At 57.8% G+C, this 21,982-nt stretch carries 30 protein-coding genes and 1 pseudogene; 5 read left to right on the forward strand and 26 right to left on the reverse strand.

What is annotated here, in order from left to right:
* Window positions 1-14: 14 nt before the first annotated feature.
* From CKW35_RS10955 to CKW35_RS10965, 3 genes are all read right to left on the reverse strand, one after another.
* A complete protein-coding gene (locus CKW35_RS10955; protein ID WP_024717660.1) occupies window positions 15-242 on the reverse strand; it encodes a hypothetical protein in 228 nt (75 codons plus the stop codon).
* Between the two features lie 612 nt (window positions 243-854).
* Entirely contained in the window at window positions 855-1,325 is a 471-nt protein-coding gene (locus CKW35_RS10960) for a helix-turn-helix domain-containing protein (RefSeq protein WP_095115891.1), read from the reverse strand.
* Entirely contained in the window at window positions 1,322-2,728 is a 1,407-nt protein-coding gene (locus CKW35_RS10965) for a type II toxin-antitoxin system HipA family toxin (protein ID WP_256583386.1), read from the reverse strand. Before CKW35_RS10965 ends, CKW35_RS10960 begins: the two co-directional genes overlap by 4 nt.
* Window positions 2,729-3,491: 763 nt before the next feature.
* On the opposite strand from CKW35_RS10965, the gene CKW35_RS10970 reads away from it, so the two are divergent.
* Window positions 3,492-3,785: a transposase gene (locus CKW35_RS10970; protein WP_095115893.1), complete on the forward strand. Its 294-nt coding sequence runs from the start codon at window positions 3,492-3,494 to the stop codon at window positions 3,783-3,785.
* Window positions 3,782-4,645 (forward strand): IS3 family transposase, encoded by an 864-nt coding sequence (locus CKW35_RS10975; protein WP_095115895.1) that lies wholly within the window; start codon window positions 3,782-3,784, stop codon window positions 4,643-4,645. The genes CKW35_RS10970 and CKW35_RS10975 overlap by 4 nt, the downstream gene beginning before the upstream one ends.
* Before the next feature lie 127 nt (window positions 4,646-4,772).
* Here the strand turns inward: CKW35_RS10975 and CKW35_RS10980 are convergent.
* The 5 genes and pseudogenes from CKW35_RS10980 to CKW35_RS27850 form a co-directional block, all read right to left on the reverse strand.
* Window positions 4,773-5,336 (reverse strand): annotated as a pseudogene (locus tag CKW35_RS10980) (Fic family protein); the annotation flags it as partial.
* 618 nt (window positions 5,337-5,954) lie between these two features.
* Window positions 5,955-6,980: a hypothetical protein gene (locus CKW35_RS10985; protein ID WP_095115897.1), complete on the reverse strand. Its 1,026-nt coding sequence runs from the start codon at window positions 6,978-6,980 to the stop codon at window positions 5,955-5,957.
* A 267-nt stretch (window positions 6,981-7,247) separates the two neighbouring features.
* Window positions 7,248-7,481, reverse strand: coding sequence for a hypothetical protein (locus CKW35_RS10990; RefSeq protein WP_095115899.1), 234 nt, complete (start codon window positions 7,479-7,481; stop codon window positions 7,248-7,250).
* Window positions 7,482-7,747: 266 nt separating this feature from the next.
* Window positions 7,748-7,963: a hypothetical protein gene (locus CKW35_RS10995; RefSeq protein ID WP_095115901.1), complete on the reverse strand. Its 216-nt coding sequence runs from the start codon at window positions 7,961-7,963 to the stop codon at window positions 7,748-7,750.
* Window positions 7,964-8,527: 564 nt separating this feature from the next.
* Window positions 8,528-8,716, reverse strand: a complete 189-nt coding sequence (locus tag CKW35_RS27850) for a hypothetical protein (RefSeq protein WP_143499769.1) — start codon at window positions 8,714-8,716, stop codon at window positions 8,528-8,530.
* Window positions 8,717-9,311: 595 nt separating this feature from the next.
* On the opposite strand from CKW35_RS27850, the gene CKW35_RS11000 reads away from it, so the two are divergent.
* The 3 genes from CKW35_RS11000 (at window position 9,312) to CKW35_RS27855 (ending at window position 11,865) form a co-directional block, all read left to right on the forward strand.
* Window positions 9,312-9,695: a DUF2513 domain-containing protein gene (locus tag CKW35_RS11000; protein WP_095115903.1), complete on the forward strand. Its 384-nt coding sequence runs from the start codon at window positions 9,312-9,314 to the stop codon at window positions 9,693-9,695.
* A gap of 357 nt (window positions 9,696-10,052) precedes the next feature.
* Window positions 10,053-11,360, forward strand: coding sequence for an AAA family ATPase (locus CKW35_RS11005; RefSeq protein WP_095115905.1), 1,308 nt, complete (start codon window positions 10,053-10,055; stop codon window positions 11,358-11,360).
* Entirely contained in the window at window positions 11,314-11,865 is a 552-nt protein-coding gene (locus CKW35_RS27855) for a hypothetical protein (protein WP_143499771.1), read from the forward strand. Before CKW35_RS11005 ends, CKW35_RS27855 begins: the two co-directional genes overlap by 47 nt.
* A gap of 141 nt (window positions 11,866-12,006) precedes the next feature.
* Here the strand turns inward: CKW35_RS27855 and CKW35_RS11010 are convergent, their stop codons facing one another.
* The 18 genes from CKW35_RS11010 to CKW35_RS11090 form a co-directional block, all read right to left on the reverse strand.
* Complete coding sequence (locus CKW35_RS11010; RefSeq protein WP_095115907.1) at window positions 12,007-12,360, reverse strand: hypothetical protein; 354 nt, start codon at window positions 12,358-12,360, stop codon at window positions 12,007-12,009.
* 59 nt (window positions 12,361-12,419) lie between these two features.
* Window positions 12,420-12,881: a hypothetical protein gene (locus tag CKW35_RS11015; RefSeq protein WP_095115909.1), complete on the reverse strand. Its 462-nt coding sequence runs from the start codon at window positions 12,879-12,881 to the stop codon at window positions 12,420-12,422.
* Window positions 12,878-13,480 carry a tail assembly protein gene (locus CKW35_RS11020; RefSeq protein ID WP_095115911.1) on the reverse strand — a complete coding sequence of 201 codons (603 nt, stop codon included), beginning with the start codon at window positions 13,478-13,480 and terminating at the stop codon, window positions 12,878-12,880. Before CKW35_RS11020 ends, CKW35_RS11015 begins: the two co-directional genes overlap by 4 nt.
* Before the next feature lie 71 nt (window positions 13,481-13,551).
* Complete coding sequence (locus tag CKW35_RS11025) at window positions 13,552-14,490, reverse strand: hypothetical protein (protein WP_256583387.1); 939 nt, start codon at window positions 14,488-14,490, stop codon at window positions 13,552-13,554.
* 3 nt (window positions 14,491-14,493) lie between these two features.
* On the reverse strand, window positions 14,494-15,093 hold the full coding sequence (locus CKW35_RS11030) for a hypothetical protein (protein WP_095115912.1): 600 nt from the start codon (window positions 15,091-15,093) through the stop codon (window positions 14,494-14,496).
* Window positions 15,090-15,392 (reverse strand): hypothetical protein, encoded by a 303-nt coding sequence (locus CKW35_RS11035; protein ID WP_095115914.1) that lies wholly within the window; start codon window positions 15,390-15,392, stop codon window positions 15,090-15,092. The genes CKW35_RS11030 and CKW35_RS11035 overlap by 4 nt, the downstream gene beginning before the upstream one ends.
* A gap of 336 nt (window positions 15,393-15,728) precedes the next feature.
* The gene (locus CKW35_RS11040) at window positions 15,729-17,528 is read right to left on the reverse strand and encodes a DUF927 domain-containing protein (protein WP_095115916.1); all 1,800 of its coding nucleotides are present in this window, start codon (window positions 17,526-17,528) and stop codon (window positions 15,729-15,731) included.
* A complete protein-coding gene (locus CKW35_RS11045; RefSeq protein WP_095115918.1) occupies window positions 17,515-18,405 on the reverse strand; it encodes a toprim domain-containing protein in 891 nt (296 codons plus the stop codon). Before CKW35_RS11045 ends, CKW35_RS11040 begins: the two co-directional genes overlap by 14 nt.
* Window positions 18,402-18,629 carry a hypothetical protein gene (locus CKW35_RS11050; protein ID WP_095115920.1) on the reverse strand — a complete coding sequence of 76 codons (228 nt, stop codon included), beginning with the start codon at window positions 18,627-18,629 and terminating at the stop codon, window positions 18,402-18,404. The genes CKW35_RS11045 and CKW35_RS11050 overlap by 4 nt, the downstream gene beginning before the upstream one ends.
* Window positions 18,626-18,904, reverse strand: a complete 279-nt coding sequence (locus tag CKW35_RS11055; RefSeq protein ID WP_095115922.1) for a hypothetical protein — start codon at window positions 18,902-18,904, stop codon at window positions 18,626-18,628. The genes CKW35_RS11050 and CKW35_RS11055 overlap by 4 nt, the downstream gene beginning before the upstream one ends.
* Before the next feature lie 3 nt (window positions 18,905-18,907).
* Complete coding sequence (locus tag CKW35_RS11060; RefSeq protein WP_143499773.1) at window positions 18,908-19,252, reverse strand: hypothetical protein; 345 nt, start codon at window positions 19,250-19,252, stop codon at window positions 18,908-18,910.
* The gene (locus CKW35_RS11065; protein ID WP_095115924.1) at window positions 19,249-19,464 is read right to left on the reverse strand and encodes a hypothetical protein; all 216 of its coding nucleotides are present in this window, start codon (window positions 19,462-19,464) and stop codon (window positions 19,249-19,251) included. Before CKW35_RS11065 ends, CKW35_RS11060 begins: the two co-directional genes overlap by 4 nt.
* Window positions 19,461-19,754: a hypothetical protein gene (locus tag CKW35_RS11070; protein ID WP_095115926.1), complete on the reverse strand. Its 294-nt coding sequence runs from the start codon at window positions 19,752-19,754 to the stop codon at window positions 19,461-19,463. The genes CKW35_RS11065 and CKW35_RS11070 overlap by 4 nt, the downstream gene beginning before the upstream one ends.
* Complete coding sequence (locus CKW35_RS28370; protein WP_177434963.1) at window positions 19,751-19,900, reverse strand: hypothetical protein; 150 nt, start codon at window positions 19,898-19,900, stop codon at window positions 19,751-19,753. The genes CKW35_RS11070 and CKW35_RS28370 overlap by 4 nt, the downstream gene beginning before the upstream one ends.
* The gene (locus CKW35_RS28375; RefSeq protein WP_177434964.1) at window positions 19,900-20,454 is read right to left on the reverse strand and encodes a hypothetical protein; all 555 of its coding nucleotides are present in this window, start codon (window positions 20,452-20,454) and stop codon (window positions 19,900-19,902) included. Before CKW35_RS28375 ends, CKW35_RS28370 begins: the two co-directional genes overlap by 1 nt.
* Complete coding sequence (locus tag CKW35_RS11080) at window positions 20,451-20,804, reverse strand: hypothetical protein (protein ID WP_095115928.1); 354 nt, start codon at window positions 20,802-20,804, stop codon at window positions 20,451-20,453. The genes CKW35_RS28375 and CKW35_RS11080 overlap by 4 nt, the downstream gene beginning before the upstream one ends.
* Window positions 20,805-21,062, reverse strand: coding sequence for an AlpA family transcriptional regulator (locus CKW35_RS11085; protein ID WP_095115930.1), 258 nt, complete (start codon window positions 21,060-21,062; stop codon window positions 20,805-20,807).
* A gap of 95 nt (window positions 21,063-21,157) precedes the next feature.
* The gene (locus tag CKW35_RS11090) at window positions 21,158-21,946 is read right to left on the reverse strand and encodes a DUF6387 family protein (RefSeq protein WP_095115932.1); all 789 of its coding nucleotides are present in this window, start codon (window positions 21,944-21,946) and stop codon (window positions 21,158-21,160) included.
* Between the last annotated feature and the right edge of the window lie 36 nt (window positions 21,947-21,982).

Consider the following 21,982-nt stretch of genomic DNA (forward strand, 5'->3'; position numbering starts at 1 on the left):
ATCAACGACCTCCTCTAACCCTCCAACTCATGGCCGTTCCCCTCCATCACCTTCCCACACTGCTCACTGGCCAACCGGCTGATGATCCGAATCGCCTGATGGATACCGGCCGTGTTGCGAAAGCTCAATTGCGGGTTGTGTTCGCACTCCAGCATTTCATCGTGCTGGACCAGGGCCTCGCCTAGTAGCTCGAGGGTCCAGGCGTAGCTTTGGATGGTGGAGAGGCGTTCTTGGTCAGTCATGGCGTACCTCCGAATGACCGGGGACGGAGTGGGATTGGCTGACGGTGAGGTAGCCGGGGACTGTCGAGGTACGACGGTGGAGAACGAATGCGAGGATCCTGGATGGACTTGAGATGAGCATGCATGCGGTCCTTTTCGATTGAAGCACCACGCTAACCGTCGCCAAACGATTAGGGTGGCAGCTGTACGCAGGTTGGCGAACCGAGGAAAAGGAACTCGGCAGACCCGAAGGTCTCCCACGCACAGCCGCCATTACACGAAACTGCGGACGCAAAAAAAGCGCCTGCAATCGTGGTCGGGGGCGCCGATGCGCCTTTTCGTTCGGGTCGCCAAACCCGGTCGCGGAATTGGCCGCGACTTGAGTACGGTATCGCTGCGGGGGTTGCAATGCAAGGTTCGGGGCTATGTGAATAGCCGCTCGAGATCGTAGGAAAAGTCAGAGAGAACGAGCTGGAAGATATTGCCCACCACCTCAAGCAACTGGCCTGCTCCCTTTGGCTTTGCTTTCGATGCCGTCGTGGTTTGGAACTACTGCGAGCAACCAGACTTAATGCTGCAATCGATCAGTTAGATGAAATTGGGATGAGACTTTATTTGCATCCCACATCAATCTCACTTTTCCTGACTGCTTTTCCGTGCCCGTGGCGATGGCGGTCTCGACACTGCCTTCTTCGCTTTGACCGCAGCAGGGCTTTTCCCTCTTTTCGGTCCGGCCACCACGTGGGAACCAGCCAGCGGCGCGGCCACAGCGATTGGCCCACCCGCCTGCAACTGGCCAGCATTGTTGCCGACGAGCGTTGCAGTGGGCTTATCTTTAGCCGTCATCACCATACCCATCCGCACGCCAAAGAGGCGCAGCACGGCATCCAAAGTGCTGAGCTTCGGATTCGACTTCCCGCTTTCCAATTCATACAGGCTTTTCGTGGACATCTTGCACATGGCCGCGAAGGTCTCTTGGTCAAGCCCGGTGACTTCGAGCCGCAGACGGCGGATGGATGCCCCAATGGGATCCAGCCCCGCCGCGTTGCGCTTGACGATATCCTCTACGAGCTGGGCGCGCTCTTCAGGCTGTAGTTTTTTCATCGCAGTCCCCACTCTACGAGTCGCTTATCCAGATTATTCACGGGTAGAGAGGCTGCATTGCGCATTGATTCAGGAGCATCGGTCAGCAGATCGGGCAACGCCCTGAATTCCTCAGCCGCATTCATCAACCGTTGCAGCAGAACATCGGGATCTGTGTAACCAACAAGCTCAGCGCAGTTGTCGCGCCAATCAGAAGACCCCTTGCGCTCCGCCGCCCACTTCGTCGTCCGTGTGATGCCCTCTTCATCCAGGATCATTGGCGCGAGGTCATAGATTGGCGCCAACCGAAACCGCCCACCCACACGCATGATGGAGGTGTTGCGGCCGTGGTTATCGGTGTTCCCTAGAATGCGGTTCAGCAGATCGCGCCGCACGTACTCGAACACCAGGTCGTCCACCTCATCCTGCTGGCCGTTATCGATCCATAGACCTACCAGTCGGTGAACCACTTCGGCATGCGCCATCGGATGCGCGTAGCCGGTAATGCCGCAGATCGAGTACACCGACTCCAGCGGTATCCGCTCCAACACGCCATCCACTACTCGGCGATCAAATCGTGGCATCCAGAGGCTTGGCTTCACTGCCTCTTCAAGCGCCAAACCATCAGTGGGAACCGTATCAAGGCCGAGTGCAGCAACCGCCTTGTAGTAATGAAACTCTGTTCGCAGGATGTCTTGGTCGCGCTCGCCGCCTCGATTACGCGCGAACTTGATCAGCCAGTGACGGCACGCTTGGTCATCGGGCAGCATCGCATCAGCGTACAGAGCACCGTCGTGGGCTTCGGTCATGACCAGCTTGGGGGCTTGCCCGTTGGCACCGGTAGCACCGCCTAACGCCGCGCCGGTTTCATAGGCGTACTCAAGAAATTCGTTCGTCCTGTCCACGACCTCAGCATGCGCGAAAGCCTCTTTCCGATCTGGCTGAAGGCCTTCCACTGACTCCTTGATGCGCAGATGCCCAATAGGGGCCGGCGTGAAGCGTTCTAGAAGGTACAGCCCCATTTCCACGCCTTCGGGCTTAAGGCGCCCGTAGCGGGATTCAAGAGACTCCTTGGCAGCACCAGAGGGAATGATGTCGTAGAGGAACGCTGGATACCCTTTGGCGTCATGGTGGTCCCAGTTCAACGGAAGGTTAACGCTTAGGGCCAGTTCGCAACGATCTTCCATGCGATCAAAGTTCGCGATGATGTAGTCATCGTCGTATGCGACAAGGCACCTTCCATCAGCAACACGCTCGGGGTTCTCAACCGTGAGTGTCGCTGCATCGCTCCATGCACCATCGGAGAAAGCCTGGATCGTGAGTCTGAGCGGCATCGTGACACCATTAATCAGCATTTTAATGCTGATTATAATAGGGCACACAGGATAAACCGGCAATGCCTTGCCGATTAAAATCTTCAGCATGGGTAAAACCGGCACCACACTACCGATTATGCAGCCACAGTGCGCGGAAGGGTGCTAGAGGTAGTTGCTGCACCTGGGAAGCAGGAACTGCCTGTGGTTGGCCTTGGGGTTATAGGGCCATGTTTATTTGCGTTGGGTCAGGTGGTGGGTGGCATGGGCTGCGCCCGTGATCGCGGGTAAACCCGCCCCTACAGGGGCTGCCTTTAAACATTGGTCGCGTGCTAGCCCTGACTACAGGGGTTGGACCGGTTAAGTCCGAGGTTCGCAGGGCTGCTGAGAAAAGACAGGCGCAAGAAAGCCCGCACTAGGCTCTGTACGAAAAGAGATGTCGCAAACACCGCATGGAACACCCGTGTTCGCGGGCAAGCCCTAATGCCAGTCAGTTAACGTTTTCTGGCTTGATTGGGGCTGCTTTGCAGCCCTTCGCGGGCTTGCCCGCTCCCACAGGGATCGCGCTAGCTTTTAGAAATTGAGCAAGACACTTGGCTCATACACGTACGGGGGAATGTTCCGGGTAGCGATACCTGTTCGACTGCCCGGCTGCGCATGCTTTGAAGAGCTGTTCCGAAGTATCTTGAAAGGAGTTCGTGGGGAGAGGGAACTGTGTTGCAGCGCGCAGTTCAGCAGTGGAACAAGAAATTGCCGGGGCCGCCTTGCGGCCCTCTCGCGACACAAGGCCGCTCCCACACAGAGCGTGGGTGGGCCTGCCCCGTGACAACGGACGCCAAGAAGCGATACTTACATCGCTATCTTGGAGGTTGTCATGTACCCAACCACTCGCCGCAATTACACCGATGAGTTCAAGATTCAGGCCGTTGCGCTGGCTGAAACGCTTGGCAGGACGGAAGCTGCTCGCCAGCTGGAGATGTCTGTGAAAATGCTGGACAACTGGGTCAACGCTTCCCGCAACGGCCAGCCGTTGAGCTCTCCTGACCGGCGCGCAATCACCCGAGAGGACAGCGAGTTAGCACGATTGCGAGCCGAGAACGCCGAGCTGAAACTGGAGCGTGAAATCCTAAAAAAGGCGGCGGTATTCTTTGCCAAAGAGTCCAGGTGAGATACGCCTTCGTCGCTGAAGAACGGGCTCAGTTCCCGGTGCGTCTGTTGTGCCGAGTAATGGGTGTCTCGGTTTCAGGGTTTTACGACTATCAGCATCGCCAAGGCCGTCCAGATCCGGATGCACAAATTCGCATCGATCTTCATAAGGTTTACGCGGCTAGCCGCAAGACCTATGGCCGACCACGGCTAGTCGAGGCGCTACGGCAGCAGGCCTATGCGGTAGGTCACAAGCGCATTGACCGGCTAATGCATGAAGAACATATACAGGGCCGATCCAAGGGCGGTTTCAGACCGTGCACCACCGACAGTCACCATGCGCTGCCAGTGGCGAGCAATTTATTGGGTCGCCAGTTCTCCGCTCAAAGCTCCACCCCAGCCTGGGTCAGTGATATCACTTACATCGCTACGAAAGAGGGCTGGCTTTATCTGGCAGTGGTACTGAGCATCCAAACCCGCCAAGTGCTGGGTTACAGCCTGGCGGACAGGATGCCTGACGACTTGGTCGAGCGCGCTTTCATGAACGCTTGGAACGCATGTTTGGGCGTCTACGGAGTGATTTTCCATTCCGACCAAGGGCGCCAGTACGCGAGCAGCAGGTTTCGTCTCGCTTTGGCCAAGAAGGGCTTCGCGCAAAGCATGAGTCGGAGAGGAAACTGCTGGGATAACGCCGTAGCTGAGAGTTTCTTCGCTACATTGAAGAGAGAGGAAGCCTGCGCGGTCTACCCCACAAAGAAACAGGCTCACCTGGCAATTGCCAGCTACATCCATGGGTTCTACAACAGCTGTCGACTGCATTCAGCACTGGGTTACCGTTCACCGAACGAATACGCAAAAGGCTTAAGGCAGTTGGCTCTGTAGCCAGCTTCTTGGCGTCCGCTGTGACGGGGCAGGCCCAGGGATATTCGAGCATCGTGCTTACATTCGGGCCTTAATGTTCACGAAAGGAGACGAACTCAAGCTGAATTAGTGCCGACCTTGCGATTATTCAAGGCCTGTCGAGTGGCTCTGGAATGAACCCCTGCTCCCTCAGTGCCTTGATGACCCTACGCACCAGATAATTCTTGGAAAAGCCAATGGTGTATTGCCTCGAACCTGGGTTGATTGGCAGAAGCATGCCTTGCTCTACCATACCCTTGATCTGATAAGTCGGTTGGTTAGCCGTGAGCGCGGGGAGTGCCTGAGCAATGTCACTCGACTTCACGACCTTCATCTTTATGACGCTGACCAGAATCTTTTCCTCGGCCTCGGTAATCCACTCCCGACTGCGTGCAAAACTCACCGCCGGCAACAGAATGCACTTCGTGAGGTAGCCATAGTCGGTGAGCTTGTCCACCTTCTCCAATTCGTCGCGGATGCCCTGCAGCACATAGGTACACTATGCCTCCAGCCCTGCTGTGGGGTTGAGTACCCGACCACCCGTGTTCACGTTGAAGCCGTACTTCATCAACAGCGCATAGGTCAGCAGCCTTACCACCCGCCCATTTCCATTGCCGACTGGGTGAATCCAACCGAAACGGTGGTGCGCCAGGGCGACCTTCATCAGCGCGTAATTATCTCTAAACAGGAAAATCATTATCTAGAAAAATTTTGGTTCTCACCCCGTAAACACTGGCCAAAACCTGATCGACAGCTAGCCATTATCTAAAAATACGCGCAACCCTAAGGGAAAAACTGCGGACCATAAAGTCAAAAACACGCAGATCCGTGGGGAAAAAAGCGGGAACAAAAAAGCCCGCATAAGGCGGGCTTCTATTGGTGCCAGGTAGCGAGAAATCGCCATAGGCCAACTGATTCTGGTGCGGAGACAGGAGTCGAATCGGGCACCCTTAGCCCAACAAAATAGGGCTTCAAGATAGCCTGAATACACCACTGTATACCTAAACATATACCTAAACAGAAATGTCCCCATGGGCTCGCTGGCACAGCATGCACAAAAAAGCCCCCTAATGGGGCCCTTTGCAAGCATGTGCGTTACGCGAACTCTACTGTGCCGTTTCTAAACGTAGCTTGTCGATGCTCCCCCATACGAGTGCTGGAGGTCTCTTGCTTATGATCCTGCGAAGAAGGGATGGCGCCGCTTCGCACTGTGTACGCAGCAGCCAGCGCACACGCTCTCTCTCTCTCCGCTGTGGGCGGAGCGCCGATCTGGCCTGAGATGTCGCGATATTCATAAGTCATGTGAGTAGCCCGTATGGTTATGTTGCAATTTCGGCTCATTGAGCATTGCGAATTTCTCACCACGTTTCAGGACGCCAACGTGTGTACGTCCCCCAACTGTAGCAACCCCATTCGCAAAGCGCTGCATACCCGACTGAAGGTTGACCAGAAGCTCAACCAGATCGACTGCATATTGAGTGGGTAGGTTGGCAAAATCTATGTTGGCAACGTAATCACGCCAGGGAAGATCGATGTATTCCTGCTGCAAGTCGAACTGAAACCCCTCTGGGATCTCGACACCTGCCTGCTTGAGCTGTTCCGCGAATCCTGCAGTCAGCCGTGAGGCATAACTGCCCATCTCCGCGTACACGCGATAGTTCACCCCTTGAATCAACCGTTGGTCGACCCCAACCAGAAGGCGCTCTACGAAATCAGCCTGCCCGCCAAAGCAGGTGCCGGAGCGCGTCTGCCAAGTGAATTGTTCCTCAACGCTTTCATTACACACCGAAAGCTTAAACACCTTAGCAGTTTCGTCATCCTTGCCATACCCGCCAACGATGAACTGCACATCAGGCAGGTATGGGCGTTGCTCTGCCGGCACCTGCGCGAAGTCGAACTGTCGTTCCCACTCGGCCCTCGTGTAGGTCAAAAAAGCCTCAACAACCGCACGAACAGTCGTGAACGAAGCTTGCTCAGTCGTGTTTTTCTTACGAAACCGAGCTGCAATACTCGCGATAGTCACGCCTGAAAGGGTAGCCATGCCAGCCGTTACCGCGGCAACAGAGGTGTCATCATCCTCATAGAGGAGAAACATCTTTTGGGCGCCCCCGAAGACGTTGGTAACGAAAGGCTGAACATTTGCGAGAGACACCACCTTGCTACCCGAGGCGTCGATCAACTCATTACCTTGGGCATCGCGAGCGAAAACACCATCACCGTAACGGAATGGAAGGATGGCCTGCTCAACAATGCTCGAAAGGCTATCGCACCCCAAAACGATCGCATCATACGTCGCGATGGCTATGTTGATGGTCAAGGCGCAACATCCTTGTCAGAAAAATTCGAGCGAGTATCGAGGAATGGCACAATGACGGCAAATTCGAATTAGCTATAACCATCCCTGAAATCTGCTATGGGGTAGCCGACGATGCCCGGGGTGTCCTGTATAGCCATTGTTTAAGCGATGGCCAGGGGGTGGTGTATAGCCGGGCACCACGACCCAGCGACGGTGGGTTGGCGCTTCACCATTCAACGACCGTCGCTGGTCGCTGGAGGGTGTTGCGATCTAACAGCAACCCCATGCTCAAGCAGATACCGGAAAATTTGCCGGGATCTGAAGCCCAATCTGCCTGATGATCCTGCGCGGCTCCATTCCATCGCGCAGCGCCCTGCTGGCGTCCATGGTCATTCGATCGAGCGCCTTGCTCTCGAATGCCTCGGCCATGGCAGCGGCCTTCCTGACAATCAGTAGCGCCAGCTCTGGCGGGAACTGGACCGGCTCCGGTTGGGGCAGGTAGTCGCAGTCGATAACGGACATGGTGCGGCCCTCGATGTGGTTGTGCTCAGAGAGTGAGCCTGGCGCCTGATTATCTGATAACTGCCCAGTATCCGGGTAGTTTGCACCAGGTTGCCGGGCCACCTGTTCCGACCTGCTGTCAAAGCTGTAAACCTTGGCGCGGGCTGTGCGTATATGTAGGTACCACTGCTGGCGTTAGCTCGCCAAAGCGGGGCGAGACTACCAATATCAGTCGAGATTGCCGGAATTGGGAGTTTCGCCAAGGCTGGCCAGCCCGCTCTGCCGGGCTATCGAACACTCGCCGCCACCAGCTCTGCAATTCCCTGTCGCACGGCATCGATGTTGTCATCCATGGTCGCCAACGCGCCGTTGACGTTACCCACCACCGCATCCGATCCCCGCTCGCCAACCCACTTGGCCAGCTCCTCTACAGAGGCTCGCAGTGCGTCCTGGTTATGACTGAGGCGCTCAAGCACCTCAGCAACAGTGCGTAATTCTTTCATCCATGGCTCTCCACTGAGTTGTCGAGGAACCATAGTTGATCGGCAACGGCTGGCAAATGCACTGGGCATCTCCGTCTCGGAGACACCTTTGCCGCCAGGGTCTGGTGATATCCGCCATACCTTAGCCGTGGTGGTGGCCATGGCCCGCTGCGCAGTGGTGGATCACTTTGGCTCCCCCCTTTTGCAGGCCCGGAGTGTCAGGTTTTGTCAGGTCCTGGACTGCCTGGCTTCTCTTGACGAACATGCACGGAAATTCTTGACGGCCCCCGCTCCCACAGGTCTTCCGGATATAGCACCAGCCCTTGTACAGCAAGGCTTACAGCTAATCATGCTCAAGCGCCAGCGTTTCAATCCGTCAAGACTGGTCAAGAATTTCCGTCAGGGGCGGGTCAGAGTTACGGCGATTCTGGACAGCCATTCGACCAAGACCCAGCGGCACCGGTGCGCACCACCTATCTGACGTGCTCCCCAGCCCGCCCGTCCACTTGCTGACGCCCTGAAATCGTCCAGAGCCTGTCCAGAATTGGGGCTTCGGCATTAGACGGGAATGTCCGCGCCAACCCATCACGCATAGGCCCAGGCCAAGCCCGGCCAGTGATCCAGCGAATGGGGCCGCCGACCACCATCTAGCACGGTCTTGTGCTGGTCTAGCTTCACCAGACTATTCTGGACGAGCATGCGGCCGGAGCAGACCACCACCACGCCGGCAGCCCAGCCATCACAGGCCATAGCGCCAGCACCATTGCGCAACACCAGCGGCGATCCGTCCAAAGCTGTCCAAAGCTGTCCAAAATCCGTCTTAGGCCTGTCAGGGGTATGAGACGGCCACGGGCTCGACTTTGACGGCCTCCCGCACCGGACATACCTCAGACGCCCGGCCACATGCGCCACCGCCATCTGCCTGGCCCGTGATCCGTCAAAGTGTGGTCAAAGTAGCGTCCAGCATCACCAGCAATGTGAGACGGCGCCGACCACCAGCTTTTTACCGACAATGCTTGGCACTTGGCCTCGGATGCCCAGACCATACGGGTTCCGTCTCATGCCTGTCTCACATTCGGTAAAGGCCCGGTAAAAGTTGCTGGCCAGCCTGCCGTGCTGATTCCTACATAGTGGAACCTGAGAAAACCTGAGATCGGATCGGCTGGCGCTGGGGCCACCGGGAGCCTGCAATACCGTGGAAACCAGAGTGGCAACTCCCGCCTGGAAACCATAACTTTTGATAACAGGCAGGCCCGCAGGTTCGCGCCTGAAGATTGCGCTTCAGCTCTGCGACACCGTGGTGCGAAATGGTGAATACTCAGCGGGCAGTTGACCTGTGAGCCTAGCCTTCAGACCAAGGAGATGTGTGATGCAACGTGATATGGACTTACTGCGCTTGCTTTTGCTCCGCCTAGAAGGAGCGAGCACCAAAGCTGACTCAATTTTGATATTTCGCAACGGTGAACTGGCCATCGAAGGATATACCGACGATGAAGTTCGGTACCATCTCAAACTAGCTGTACAAGCTGGGCTGGTCGATCAGGGTGGCAAAGGGCTATTGAACGGATTTCAGTTCCGGCAGCTCACTTGGTCTGGCCATGACTTTGTGGACGCCGTTCGAGATGACGAGATATGGCGCAAAACACGCCAAGGTGCCAAAGCTGCGGGTGGGTTCAGCGTTGACTTACTGAAGGATTTAGCCAAAGGCTTTATCCGGAAGAAAATTGCCGAGCACACTGGGGTAGAGATCTGACGCCAGCCGGCTATGACTGGCGCCCAGGTTCGCGCCATGGGGGTTGCGAACCCGGCGCGCGAACCACCGGTGCGAACTGGCCCGGCTTGCAAGCCGAATCGCCTGCCATTACTCGTTGCCTGGCCAACCTCCTTACGGTTCGCAGCATGACGAGCGCCAACTCCCCTCTCAAGGGTTCCCTGGACAGAAGGCACTCAAGGCGGTGGCATCCGATGGGTAACGTTATAGCCAGCCGAGCTAGCACTGTCGCCTCAACCCCTTAGATGCCCATATCTCCAGGCTTCCTAGGCTAACGTCCAGTTCCCTTTTGAACGCGGCGAATGATATAAATGCACAATTTTTCCCCAAGGAGGGGCCATGAAGATAACAATTGAAGGCTACAAATCCATAGCCAAACCGCGCTCTATTGAAATTGGCGGATTAACAATACTTGCCGGTGCTAATAGCTCAGGCAAATCTAGTTTTATGCAGCCTCTTCTATTAATGAAGCAGTCGATTGAGAATGAATTTGACTCGGGCTCGCTTCTTCTAGATGGTGCAAATGTCAGACTAACTGACTCCAGCGAAATCATATCAAAAGTTCCTGAATCGAATCTGAACTCATTTAGCGTCACGCTTGAATCAGCTGAAAAGAGCATCACCGCGTCTTACAAATTCAATGCAAAACGCGGAATAACCGTTGAAAAAATGAGCATGAGCGGAGGTGATTTCAACCAAGGATCTGAAATACGCCTAGGTATGAAAAACACTGAGATCGAATCCATTCTGACAAACGAAAAGTTTGAACCATTCAAGAGTGTATTTGAAAGCTTTGAAGGACTGAGTTGGCGAGTGGTTAGGGATCGTTGCTTTTTGGGGCTGAAACTCCACTCTTCCAAAAGATTACCATTCTCCGCAGGCATACTGCCAGCAGAGGGTTTGAAGAGACTAACCTCAGAGTTGATTCACGTTCCCGGACTACGAGGAAACCCGGAAAGATCGTACAAAGTAGCCTCATCTGAATCAAAATTCCCCGGCTCTTTTGAAAGATACATAGCTAGTATTATCAGTCGTTGGAAAAATACACGAACCAACCAGCAGAAATTTAAAACCTTGATTGCCCAATTGAAAGATCTGGGCCTGGCTACATCCATTGACATTTCTCCGATAAATGATACGCGCCTCGAGATTCTAATCTCCCGACATAGAGGGTGTGCGGCGGCCAAATCGGATTATGTGAATATTGCCGATGTAGGGTTTGGCGTCTCACAAACCCTGCCCGTGCTCGTTGCACTGCTTTCAGCTAAGAAGGGGCAAGTTGTATATGTGGAGCAACCGGAACTTCACTTACACCCTCGAGCTCAGTATGAACTATCCAAAATAATCGCAAGCGCTGTGATTGAAGGCGGCGTACACGTAGTCATCGAAACTCATAGCTCCATACTAATTCGCGGAATTCAAATATTGGTTGCAAAAGGCTTGCTCAAAGGCGAACAAGTTAATTTAAATTGGTTCACTCAAGACCCAACAACGGGTCAGACTCAGATAAATAAATCAAAGTTGGATAACTTTGGCGCGTTTGGCGACTGGCCCGAAGACTTCGACAGCGTGGCCCTAGACGTAGAGCAAGAATATCTTGATGCCGTTGAAGAGGCCGCTGAAGAGGCCGCTGAAAATGAAAATTAAGTGCCAGAGTTTTGTAGTCGATGCTGACGTGGCAAGGGCAGCAGGGGCATCAGAGAACCCAGTATCAAAAGGGGCTCGAGAGGTACTAAAAGCCATATTAGAGTCGGAGGCGAGAGCTGTATTCTGCCCAACTTTAAGAGAGGAATGGAACAAGCATAAATCTCTATATTCGACTAGATGGCACTCGTCAATGACCGCGAAGAAAAAAATAGACCGAGTTAAGATAGCATCTAGTGTTTCGGAAATAATTGACGCAGCACAAATTAGCGACGCACAGAAGCTGATTGCAAAGAAAGACGCACACGTTGTGGATGCTGCCATTCTGGTTAAAAGCATTATAGCGTCTAATGACAATGCTGCTCGTGCGGTATTTAAAATACTAGGACAACACTCCGGAACTATCGGCGAAATAATTTGGGTTTCCCCTACGTCTGAGTGCGAACGTATTGTGGCCTTAGTTGGAAACGCGGACTATATACCTACAGAATGGATCTTGAAAACATAATTACGCAATCCATTACTAAAGCGCAGTGAAAGCACTCCTTTATTTTAAAAATTGGAGCAATAGACAACACAGTTCAAAGGCTCCCCTTTGCCTGTCTCGCGCCACAAAACGGTGAGGTCGCATTTCGTGGCGCGGCAACATTCACAGGCAGTTCTTTGTCGATTCCAGCGCCGTCGCCTTGCCAGCCCCAAAATCGAGATACGAGCGCTGATAGAACTTCACATCGCTCCCCATTGCGGTTTTGCTGACCTGCAGAACTTCATTGGTGTTCATGTCGTTCCCGCTCAACAACCTGTAGCCGTTCTCCGTCTCGCTCAAGGTCGCATCCGGCCTCGATTCCTGCCATTGAGGAAAAACACACAAGGCATATTGCTTGGGAGACTTGTGGGTCTGAGCAGCATAGGTTGGCCCCTTCTGGATCAGCTCACCGGGCGAATAACACCCGGCAATCAAAAGGGTAACGGCTGCGGTCAAAGCGAGGCTGGCACAGCGCATGGTCGGTCATCCATTACGAAGAAAACTGAAAACCTACCATGCGCCTGAGCAAAGCCCAATCAGTGGCGTCGTTCGCCTAGCACCTCTCCACTGGCCGCTATGGCGAACGCTTGCCGCCAGTAGTCCACCAATTCTCCTTTTGGTTTTGGAGTCATACCGGTCAGATAGGCCACGGCAGGATGATGGCCACCCATCGTTCCGAGCAGGTCGTCTGCACACACATTGAAATCATCGCAGAATTCCGCAAAGGCTTGATTCGCCGCGGCCACCTGGTCAAGGCAATCCGTGATCCCTCCAGCGTCATTCCCCATAGCGGTACTTGCGAAGTTCAGGGCTAGCCCGCGCATTTCGCATTCGAACAGCTGGGCTACACGACACAGCATCCTTGTCGTATTGAGAAACTCTAGGCTTGCAACCTCCACATGCTCAGTGGGGCAGCTGTCTACCAACTTGCGGACCTGGGCGTAATCTTTCTGAGCGATGGCCTTGATTGTGAGACTGATCCTTTCTCGCACCTTCACACCTTATCCTCCGCAACAATTGATGCAGAAATGATTGCTCCGCCCCAACGTCGATGGCCGATGCAGATTGGTACGGGGTTTCCACTCGCCACAGTATTCTTGGCGCCGCCGAACGCGTAACTAGGAAGGTTCTCCGGCGCTCCGCTCTGTGAGAGGCCACCAGCCTGCGGGCTAAGCATCTGAATTACGCCTCCAGCGGTATTTGCAATGCCGGCTCCCATAACTGCCGTTGCGGCTGCCCCCGCGGTCATGAACGAAGCTACGACGATCAACGCTACGCCTATCACTGTCTGAAGAAGACCTGCGCGCTTGCTCCCATGGACCACAGGCACGAACCGCAGCTCTCGAGCGCCTCCCATGCCAAGTTCCTCCTCCCCGATGTTTCTGCCATTTTTGAAAACCGCGAAACGTAGCCCTCGGCTTTCAGCATCGGCAACATCCTGGGCAAAGCCTGGATAGTTCACGTCGATCGCTTTGACTGCCTCCCTGGGGTCTCCCCGGTCCAACAGGAAACTTTGCTCCTTGAAATATTTTCGACGTAGGAAGCCTCCAAGACGGACAGCTGTCCTTGGGGTGTAGTGAGCTGCTGTAGCTGCCATAAGTGAACTCCTTGATGCGCCGCTGGCGCTTGTTGTGGGCAGATGCCCGGTGGTGTGATCGATCGAGCTGGTCACCCGATCAGGTTGCAAAGAATTGCCTCTGACTCCGCCATGTCGTCGCGCTGGCTGGCGATCAGATAGCGGAACACAGCCAGCGCTTCGGCCTTGTCTCGGGGCCGGATCTGCGCCAGCAGCCCGAATACGAACCAATCCCGCGCCGTCGCCTCGGCCGGCCCGTCGCTGGCGTCCCGGTCGACGGCGTTGCGCAGCTGGTAGAGCTGGTCCCAGTAGCCCAGCTCGTACAGGCAATCCGCCAAGGTGTGGGGTAGCAGCTCAGGGTGGGCGCTGAACCGGGCAGCCACTTCGCTCTGGTCGAAGTCACCGAATTGGCCGGTAGCCTCCAGCCCGCGCAGCGCTGCGATACAGAACGATTCCGCCTCGGTGTCGGCCAGCAGGGCATCACCGAAGCGGGCGGCGCCTTCCAGACGTAGCCGGTGCTGCTCGATGGCCCGCGTGGCCAGCGCATCCAGGTCAGCGAAGCCGAACGACGACATGGCGGCGAATGGGTGGCCAGGGTTTGTGGCCACCAGGTAATCCCGGTACCGCTTCTCCAGCGCATCGAGCGGCGTCCTGATCTTCTTGGCGCCCTCCATGGCCCGTTCAATCAGGGCGCTCTGCCCGGTGCTGATGATCGAGCGCAGCCAGAGCACCGCATCCACCTCCTTGTCGCCGGTAACCACCTCCTGCGGCGGCAGCTCGGGCACGCTCGGCAGCGTCTCGGTGCTGGCGCTGATCGGCGGCAGGGTGAACAAGGCGCGGTGCTGCTCGTTGTCGCGGAACGCCCCGGAGCGTGAAACCAGGGTCTTCACCGTTCCCAGCGGTAGGCCGGTAATCTCGGCCACCTCACGCAGCGAGTGACGGCGGCGCAGATCCAGCACCAGGCGCCGTTGCTCGTCTGAAACCCGGTGTCTCATTTTTTCGGCTGAATCAGCCTGTTTCAGCATGGCCATGGCTTACACCACCCTCAGCTTGGGCGGCAGCTTCGGCCCGAATGGCGCCCCAGGTGCGAACGGGTCAGGCAACACGCCATCCGGACAATCCCTGATGAAGTCCGCCATGGCCGCGTGGCAGGCGTTGAACAGCGGCGCGTCATTCCAGTCTTGCCCTCGGCGCTCTGCGCTGTCCTCCAGCGCATGAGTGAACACCAGGCCTTCTAGACTGGTGACGCCCTCCCGCCTGGCCTGTTCGCGCTCCACCATGTTCACGCTCAAGAGGTCGCACAGGCGCTCGAACCCCAGGACGACGGCCAGGCCGTCACGGTCGAACAAGAGCGATTGGCCGAAGCCCGCAAGCGCCACCAGCGCTTTGGCGCGCTCAACCGATCGGTGCGTCTGCGCCTGCTCCTCCAGATCGGCAATGGCCTGGCGGGTGAACGGCAGGAACGCTTTCAGCTTGCCCGCCTGGCGGCGCATGGCACGTCGCTCGGCCTGGATCGCATCGAGGTTGCGGCTGATGTTGCGGCAGATGCGCCGGGTGGTGATGAGCTGCGTGCTGGCGCTGATCCCTGGCTTCAAGGCGATATCGCACAGGCGCATGGTCGGTGTGGACGTCATGGGTGTGCCTCCATGGGCGTGGTGTCGTAGGCGGTGCGCAGCTCGGCGCCGACCAGGCAGTGGCGACCACCAGGCGCATAGCAGCCCCGGCAGGTCATGACATGGCTGATGTACCGGTCGCGGGCCTGACGCCATTCAGGCGTGGCATTGGCGGCGTTGGCGTAGGGGCTGGACGGCAATAGCGCAGGCTCGACCAGCACCAGGCGCGGACGATCCGGGGCGCGTTTCGCTATGGGCGGTTTGCCAGCGCCAGCAACGTTCGGCGGCATGTGATTGAGCAGGTCGGCAAGGAGGCTCATGGCGTCACCTCGTCCTGATTCCCATAGCGCCCAAATGTGTCTGTGAAAAAAAATCGGGGGAACGGGGGAACGCGGGGAACACCCAGTGTTTCCGGGGCCTCCAGCGGGGGTACGTGTTCCCCACCCGAAAAACGGGGGAACAGTGATAACCAAAAATCAGGAAAGGCACAGGCGCTTATATTCAAAAGCATGGTTGTGTTCCCCCTGTTCCCCAACACTTCAATAAGGGGGAACGGCTACAGGCCGCGTATTTGCTGGCTGTTCCCCCGTTCCCCCTGTTCCCCACGTTTTTAGGTTCCTGTGGATTCGGGCATTGGCGTTGGATGGTGATGACGGTCATAGGCCACCGCCTTCGCTATCTATGGCGTCGGGATCGATCACATACAGACGGGCAGACCCGCCAGCAGGCAGGCGGTACTTCTTGGTCCTGCGGCTGTCCCGGTCAGTGTCGTGCTTGGCGAGCGCACCAGCGCTTTCCAGCGCCTTCACGACACGCGCCAGCCCGTGCCCGTGGGCGGCCTCAGTTAGTGCGGACTTGTTGAACAGGTACAGGCGCTTAGCACCTACCACTTCCCAGTACCCGGCGCGGTTGAACACCTTGGTGTCCGGCGTCTGGTCTTCTACGTTCGAAAACCGGCTGCTACCGTGCTTGTCGATGAAGTCGAGGATGCCGACCAGGATCTGACGGTCCTCGGCGTTGCCACCGCCCACCCGGCTCAACCACTCGCCGTACAGCAACTGGCAGTCGGCTAGAGCAGTGCCCGGCGTCCAGGGCAGCAAGCCGTAGGCAATGGCCATTTCGCAGGCCAGGGCGATCACCGCGAAGCGATCCGCCACCCGCCCGGCCTGGGCGTTGTCCTCGACAAACTGGGCGCGGATACCGGCGAAGTCCTCCAGGAGGCCGGGGCGGTCATCGCTGGCCAGCAGCTTCTCCACGAATGCCGGCCCGATGTGCCCATGGTTCGCTCCTACGGCCACCGTGAGCTGGCGGTGGAAGTCGGCGCCCTCCAGGCCGTGCAATTCATCGAAGGCGCGGTGTGTGCGGGTACCGGCGTTCACGTCGACCATGCGTAGCTCAGCGCCAGCGTGTGCGGCATTGCCGCTGATGGCCGCGTGCTCGGATAGGGAACGCTCACCGCTGGACAGCGCCAGCAGGCGCCAGCTCAGTTTGCCGCGGGCTTCACGGTCGCGGGTCATGGTGCCCTTGCCTTGGCCGTTGGCGAGCGAGTAGGCCATCTCCTGTACGCGCTTGGGGTCGGCCCGCTTGATCTCGTCCAGGGGCAACATCGTGTCGTTGCGGCTGGACGCCTCGATCTCCAGTCCGCCCTTGGTCATGTCCCAGGACGCCGCGAAGATCCCTGGGTCGCCCCATACGGACGAGCCGATCAGTTGCGCCAGCGACTTGCCGCTGGAACTGTCGCCCACCAGGTGAACACCACCACCCAGCACGCCCACCAAGCTCAGCAGCGGGCCAGCGAGGGCGCAGCCAATGGCCAGGGTCAGTACCGGGTTGCCCTCGCACTTGGCCGCCACTTCGGTCTTCCAGGCGTCGAAGCTACCCCGCACGCTGAACAGGTTCTGCCCCTTGGCGCTGGCCTGGTAGCGCACTTTGTCGCTGCCAATGGTGCGCCCAGGCAGCACAAAGGCACCTGACTCATGCCAGCCGGGCCGGCAGGTGGTCGAGAACACCTCTGCAGGGCGCTGGTCCAGCAGGTACTCCATGAACTGGCCGCGCTTCTTCAAGGCGATGATGACGCCCATGCCGAACAGCGTCCGCCTGGCGTCCTCGCCGCTCCCACCGAACACCTCCATGGGAATGATCCATTCCTTGGGGCCGCTGTCGGTGAGCAGGCGCAGAAACCGGCCTTCGCTGCCGTCATCGCTGTTGGTGGTGCGAGCGGCGACGGTCACGGGCGTGGCGATCCACTCGTCAGTGATGGGGCGGTCGGCCTTGTCGTCGTCGTTGTCGTCGTCGCCGGCGCTGCGCTTAAAGCCGTGCCAGTACACACCGGGCTTGATCCTGCGGCCCTTCTCATTGGTTACCCAGTGTTCGTACACGCCCCAGCAAGGGCGATCAGGCTCGACCTTGGGCGCTTCGGGGCGCAGGTTGATGACGTTGTTATCAGGCGGACGCATGGCGGCACCTCCAGGCGGCGAGGTCGTTGAAGTCGGAAAGGGTCAGCGGCGCATCGGCCGGCCACTCGGGGAAAGTCACCAGACCACCACATGCGGCTGCGGCGTCATGGGCGGCGGTGCGCCCCGGGTTACCCTTGCCCTCGGCCTCGGTTTCGCGGTCGTCGTCGCCGGCGATGATGATTTCGGTGCCGGGGTGGTCGGCCCGTAGCGCCACCGCCACCGGTTTCAGGTTCCCGGCGTTCATTGCACAAGCGACCGTGTAGCCGCTCTCGTGGAGCGTGGCTCCCGTGGCCCAGCCCTCGCAGATGCACAGCGGTTTGCCCGGAGTGATGCGCCCCAGGGGCGAATAGACGCCCTTGATCCGCCCGCCATACAGGAAACGCTTGTCACCGTCCGGGGCGATACGTTGCAGGTTCGCCAACACGCCACCGGCATACAGCGGCACCAGCAGATCGTCACCACGCTGGCGCAGGCCGTGGGCACGAATGCCCTTGGCGACCAGGTAAGGGTGGGCCGGGTCAGCACGGCGGGCATCACGCCACCAGTGCTGTGCCAGGCTGGCCGCTCTGAGCTGGCGCCGCTGCCGTTCGGCCTCCCGCTGGCGCCGGGCTTGCTCGATACGCTGGCGCACCTGATCGGCTTCGCGGGCGTCCACAGGCTCACGGCTACACCAGGTGCTGGTGCCACCCGTCTTCCAGCTACCGAACGCACCCGAGGCGATGCCATCGGCAAACAGGCAGTACCAGCCATTGAGCGTGCCTGGCTTGTCGCCGGGGACGTGGAAGCGGTGGATATCGCCATCGTCCAGGGGCAGCCAATCGAGCGGCCCACAGGCCGACTGGAGCACGTCACGAAACAGGATCTTCGCGTCGGTCATGCGGCCCCCTGCGGTGGCGTGAAGCGCTTGGCCAGCCGTTCCAGTTGGATGGTCAGGCGCTCCAGCTCAGGGCAGTGACGGCCAGCGTCACCCTCGGCAATGCGCAGTTCGAGGAAGCCCACTAGGGTTTCCACCAGCAGGGCATAGCTGGCGCTGTCGATGTAGGCACCAGCAGTCGGTGGGCCACCGGCACCATTGCGGCGAATGGGCGTGACCTTACTCATGGCTCACCCCCCTTAGCGCCAGCAAAAGACCGGCAGACCTGGCCATTGTTCACCGCGTGCCAGTAGGTCAGCTCGTCCATTGAGTCGACGAGACAGGCCGTCACCACGGCTTCAGCACTACGCAAAACTACGCGCCCACACTCGGCATCGGCCTGGCTCAGGAACGGCCCCAACAAGGCCCGATCGGCCTTCGGATGGCTCACGTAAAACAGCTCGGTGGCTTTCTTTGGGCAAGCCGATCCCATCAGCGCTTGCGCACTGTTTTGATTTTGCATGGGTTACTCCCCGTCGAAGTCGATAGGCGCGAAGCGCTCGGTGCCGCTGCGCATTGCTCGCAGGCCCAGGGCGGCGGCCTTGGCCACGGCGTCTGCAAAGCCCAGCTCTAGATTGGTGGTACGACCGCCCATGTCGGTGATGGCGAACCTGATGGCCTCATACGCCGCGGTTTCATCATTGGCCGACAGTTCGGCAATCTCACTATCGAAAAAGGCGATGCCCTTTCCCCAGTCAGCCGCCACGCCGGGGTTATTGCGTGGCCAGTTGACCATCCGCCCACAATTGTCGCGGCTAGTGAAAGTGAGATCGTCCCGGCAAGTAATGGGCGCTTTGTTTACGACACTCATAGCTCACCCCTTTGCTCAGCAATCACGCCGTCCAGCATTTCAGCCCAGGCCATGGCTGTGTGCTGCGCCATTACGGCGGTGACGCGGGCGACGATGAGGGGCGTGGTCGGTGCGGCGATCACCGCCAGGGCCATGCTCAGCAGCACCAGCACGCTTTGTACGTCACGCAGATCGTCCTGGGTGTCGTCAGCCATGTGGATGATGGAGGTCATACGATCACCTCGTCATCCATGCCTGCGCGCTCGCCCACAACGCCATACGAGGCTCCCAGGTGGCGATGAGCCCAGCAGAAATTACGGCTGAAAATTCGGACCTGCTCCAGGTGCCGTGCAATGTCGCACATCGGCCCTTCCGTATGGCTCGAACACATGGGGTAGAGCAGCTCGTAAAGCTTGTTGAATTCATCCCTGGCAAAGTTCATCGAGCACATGGCGCGGGCGTCGAGCACCGCCTCTGAGAGCACCTCGCCTTCAAGGGTCGCAAGGCTTGGGAAGTGGTTCATTGGGCACCACCTTGCGCTTCCAGGTCGCGTGCGATCTCGGCGTGATGGTTGTAGCGGGCGAGACGGACAGATAGGGAAGAGTTTGCGCGAAGTGCGGCCAGGGCCAGGCGGCGGTGGGCGTATGCGCGAAGGCTGAAGTTCTTCATCACTGGGCACCACCCTTCAACCAGAAGCTGCGGTAGACCTCATAGCTTGCATCATTGAGACCGGGGACGAAGCGAGTCGCCAAGGTCTTCGCCACCTCCCCTTCCAGGGTGGCGGTGATGCGGGAAAGCTCAGATGGAGTTGAGTAGCGCAGAAGTGTCTTCAACAGTTTCGAGCAGTATGCGCTCTGGTGCTCGCGGGATATTTCGGACGGATTGAGGGCGTGCATGGGTCGAGCTCCTTGGGTATTGGAGCTGCCACGAACCGTCGCCAAACGATTATGGGTGGCAGCTGTACGCAGGTTGGCGAACCGGTACCCAAGGAAACCGGCAGACACGAAGGTCTCCCACGCACAGCCGCCATAACACGAGACTGCGGGCATAAAAAAAGCGCCTGCAATCGTAATGGGGGCGCTGTTGCGCCTTAGGTAGTTCGAGTCGCCAAACCCGACCACGGGATTTACCGTGGATTTGGGCGAACCATACCGAGCATCACGATTGCCTGCAACCAAAAATATCGACCGCTCATCGCGGTTCTTGAGCGCCAAGCCGATCATGCCGCCACCCGCTGGCGCTGGTTCAGGGGCGAGCACAGCATGTCCAGCACGGCGCTGGCGCGGCCGTGCTCACTGGCAGGGAGGGTGTACCTGGTCACGGTGCAAGGCTCGCCCCAATGATTCGGCACGCGCTCGAGCTGGCGCTGGAACTTCAGGCCATAGCCGTGGGCCAAGCTGCTGATGGTCGAGTGCAAGCAGTGGTCACCCAGACGTTCGGCCTCGAAGCGTTGCAAACTGCCGTCACTCAGCATATACGCCAGTACCCGGGCGATCTTGCTGGGCGGTTTGCTGGTGGTAACATTGCCTTGCGACGGGCTGGCCTGCTTACTTTGGGGCTGGCTCTTTTTCATTTAGGCCACCTCGCGCAACGCGATGCGCTGGCGTACCCACAGTTGGATTTCAGCCAGGACAAAGCCTACGGGCGAGCCACGCGACTTGCTGTTGCTCAGCGATACGGGCTTGGGGAAAGTAGGATCATCCTTGAGGCGCTTGTAGACGGTGGCGCGGGCCAGGCCGGTGATGGCCTCGACCTCGGGAAAGCGGATGATCGTATTAGCTGGATCGAACTGGACTACAGGTTGGATTTGGGTGGGCTTGAGCGTGTTCATATCTGCTTCCCGTTGTGGTTAGGACGGGTTCAGATTAAGAAACGGGCCCGATCAGTACGATCCGAGTTTATGCAGCCAAAACTGTCCGGAAGCTTTTATCCCTCAAAACTTTCCGAATTCGCAGATGAGTTTTGCACTCCTTCCATCGCAGCAAGTGCCTGCAGGGCAGAGAGATCGAGCAACAAATCCTTGGCAAGCGGCACGACAGTCTTCCGCAGGTTGGCTTCGCCAGCGTCATAGGTGGTAATAGCGGCTGACATGACCCGGTCAGGAATGTGGTTCCCCGTCTCAATGGACCATATCCAGAGGTCAATGTATGGGAGCAGCCCATACCTGGCCCAACGCCGCCAGTTTGGTTTACTTCGACTGGGAGCGGAGGCCGGTTGAGCCCTTCTTGCCTCAGCAAGCCAAACAGCAAAGGCGGCCTTCAGAGTTGAATCGGTCGCTCCCAGATCGACCACCACCACGGGCTGCTTCGCATTCGATCCAGGTGTAAGCACCGAAATCTTCGTCTGCCACGAGCGGTCAAATAGCACGTGATAGTCAACCCCACTCGAATTATCGCGGCCTAGCCTGTGCATTTCCTCAAAAGCGGTGATTCGCAAGTCATATGCTCGGAGAGAGCTGACGGCGAGTCGCTTCACCTCTACATCATTAATCGACTCGGGCAGCTCAAGTGGCGACTCACGAAGGTCACCGACTGCTCCCGGGTACCAGTCAGGTAGAAGCGAATTCGGCTCTCGGCTATCCAAAGCCTCTATGAACAAGCTCTGCCGTTCCAGCAGCTGCCTGTACCACTCCACCGCATTAAAGCGAGCAGAAGCCTCGTATTTGACGAGACTGAACCAACGCGGCAGATCCTTCACACTTTCAATCTTGGCCATAGCCAGACCTCCCCATATACCAGCGCCGGCAGTCTA

This window comes from Pseudomonas sp. Irchel 3F3 (genome assembly GCF_900187545.1).
In the GTDB taxonomy this organism is placed as follows: domain Bacteria; phylum Pseudomonadota; class Gammaproteobacteria; order Pseudomonadales; family Pseudomonadaceae; genus Aquipseudomonas; species Aquipseudomonas fortuita.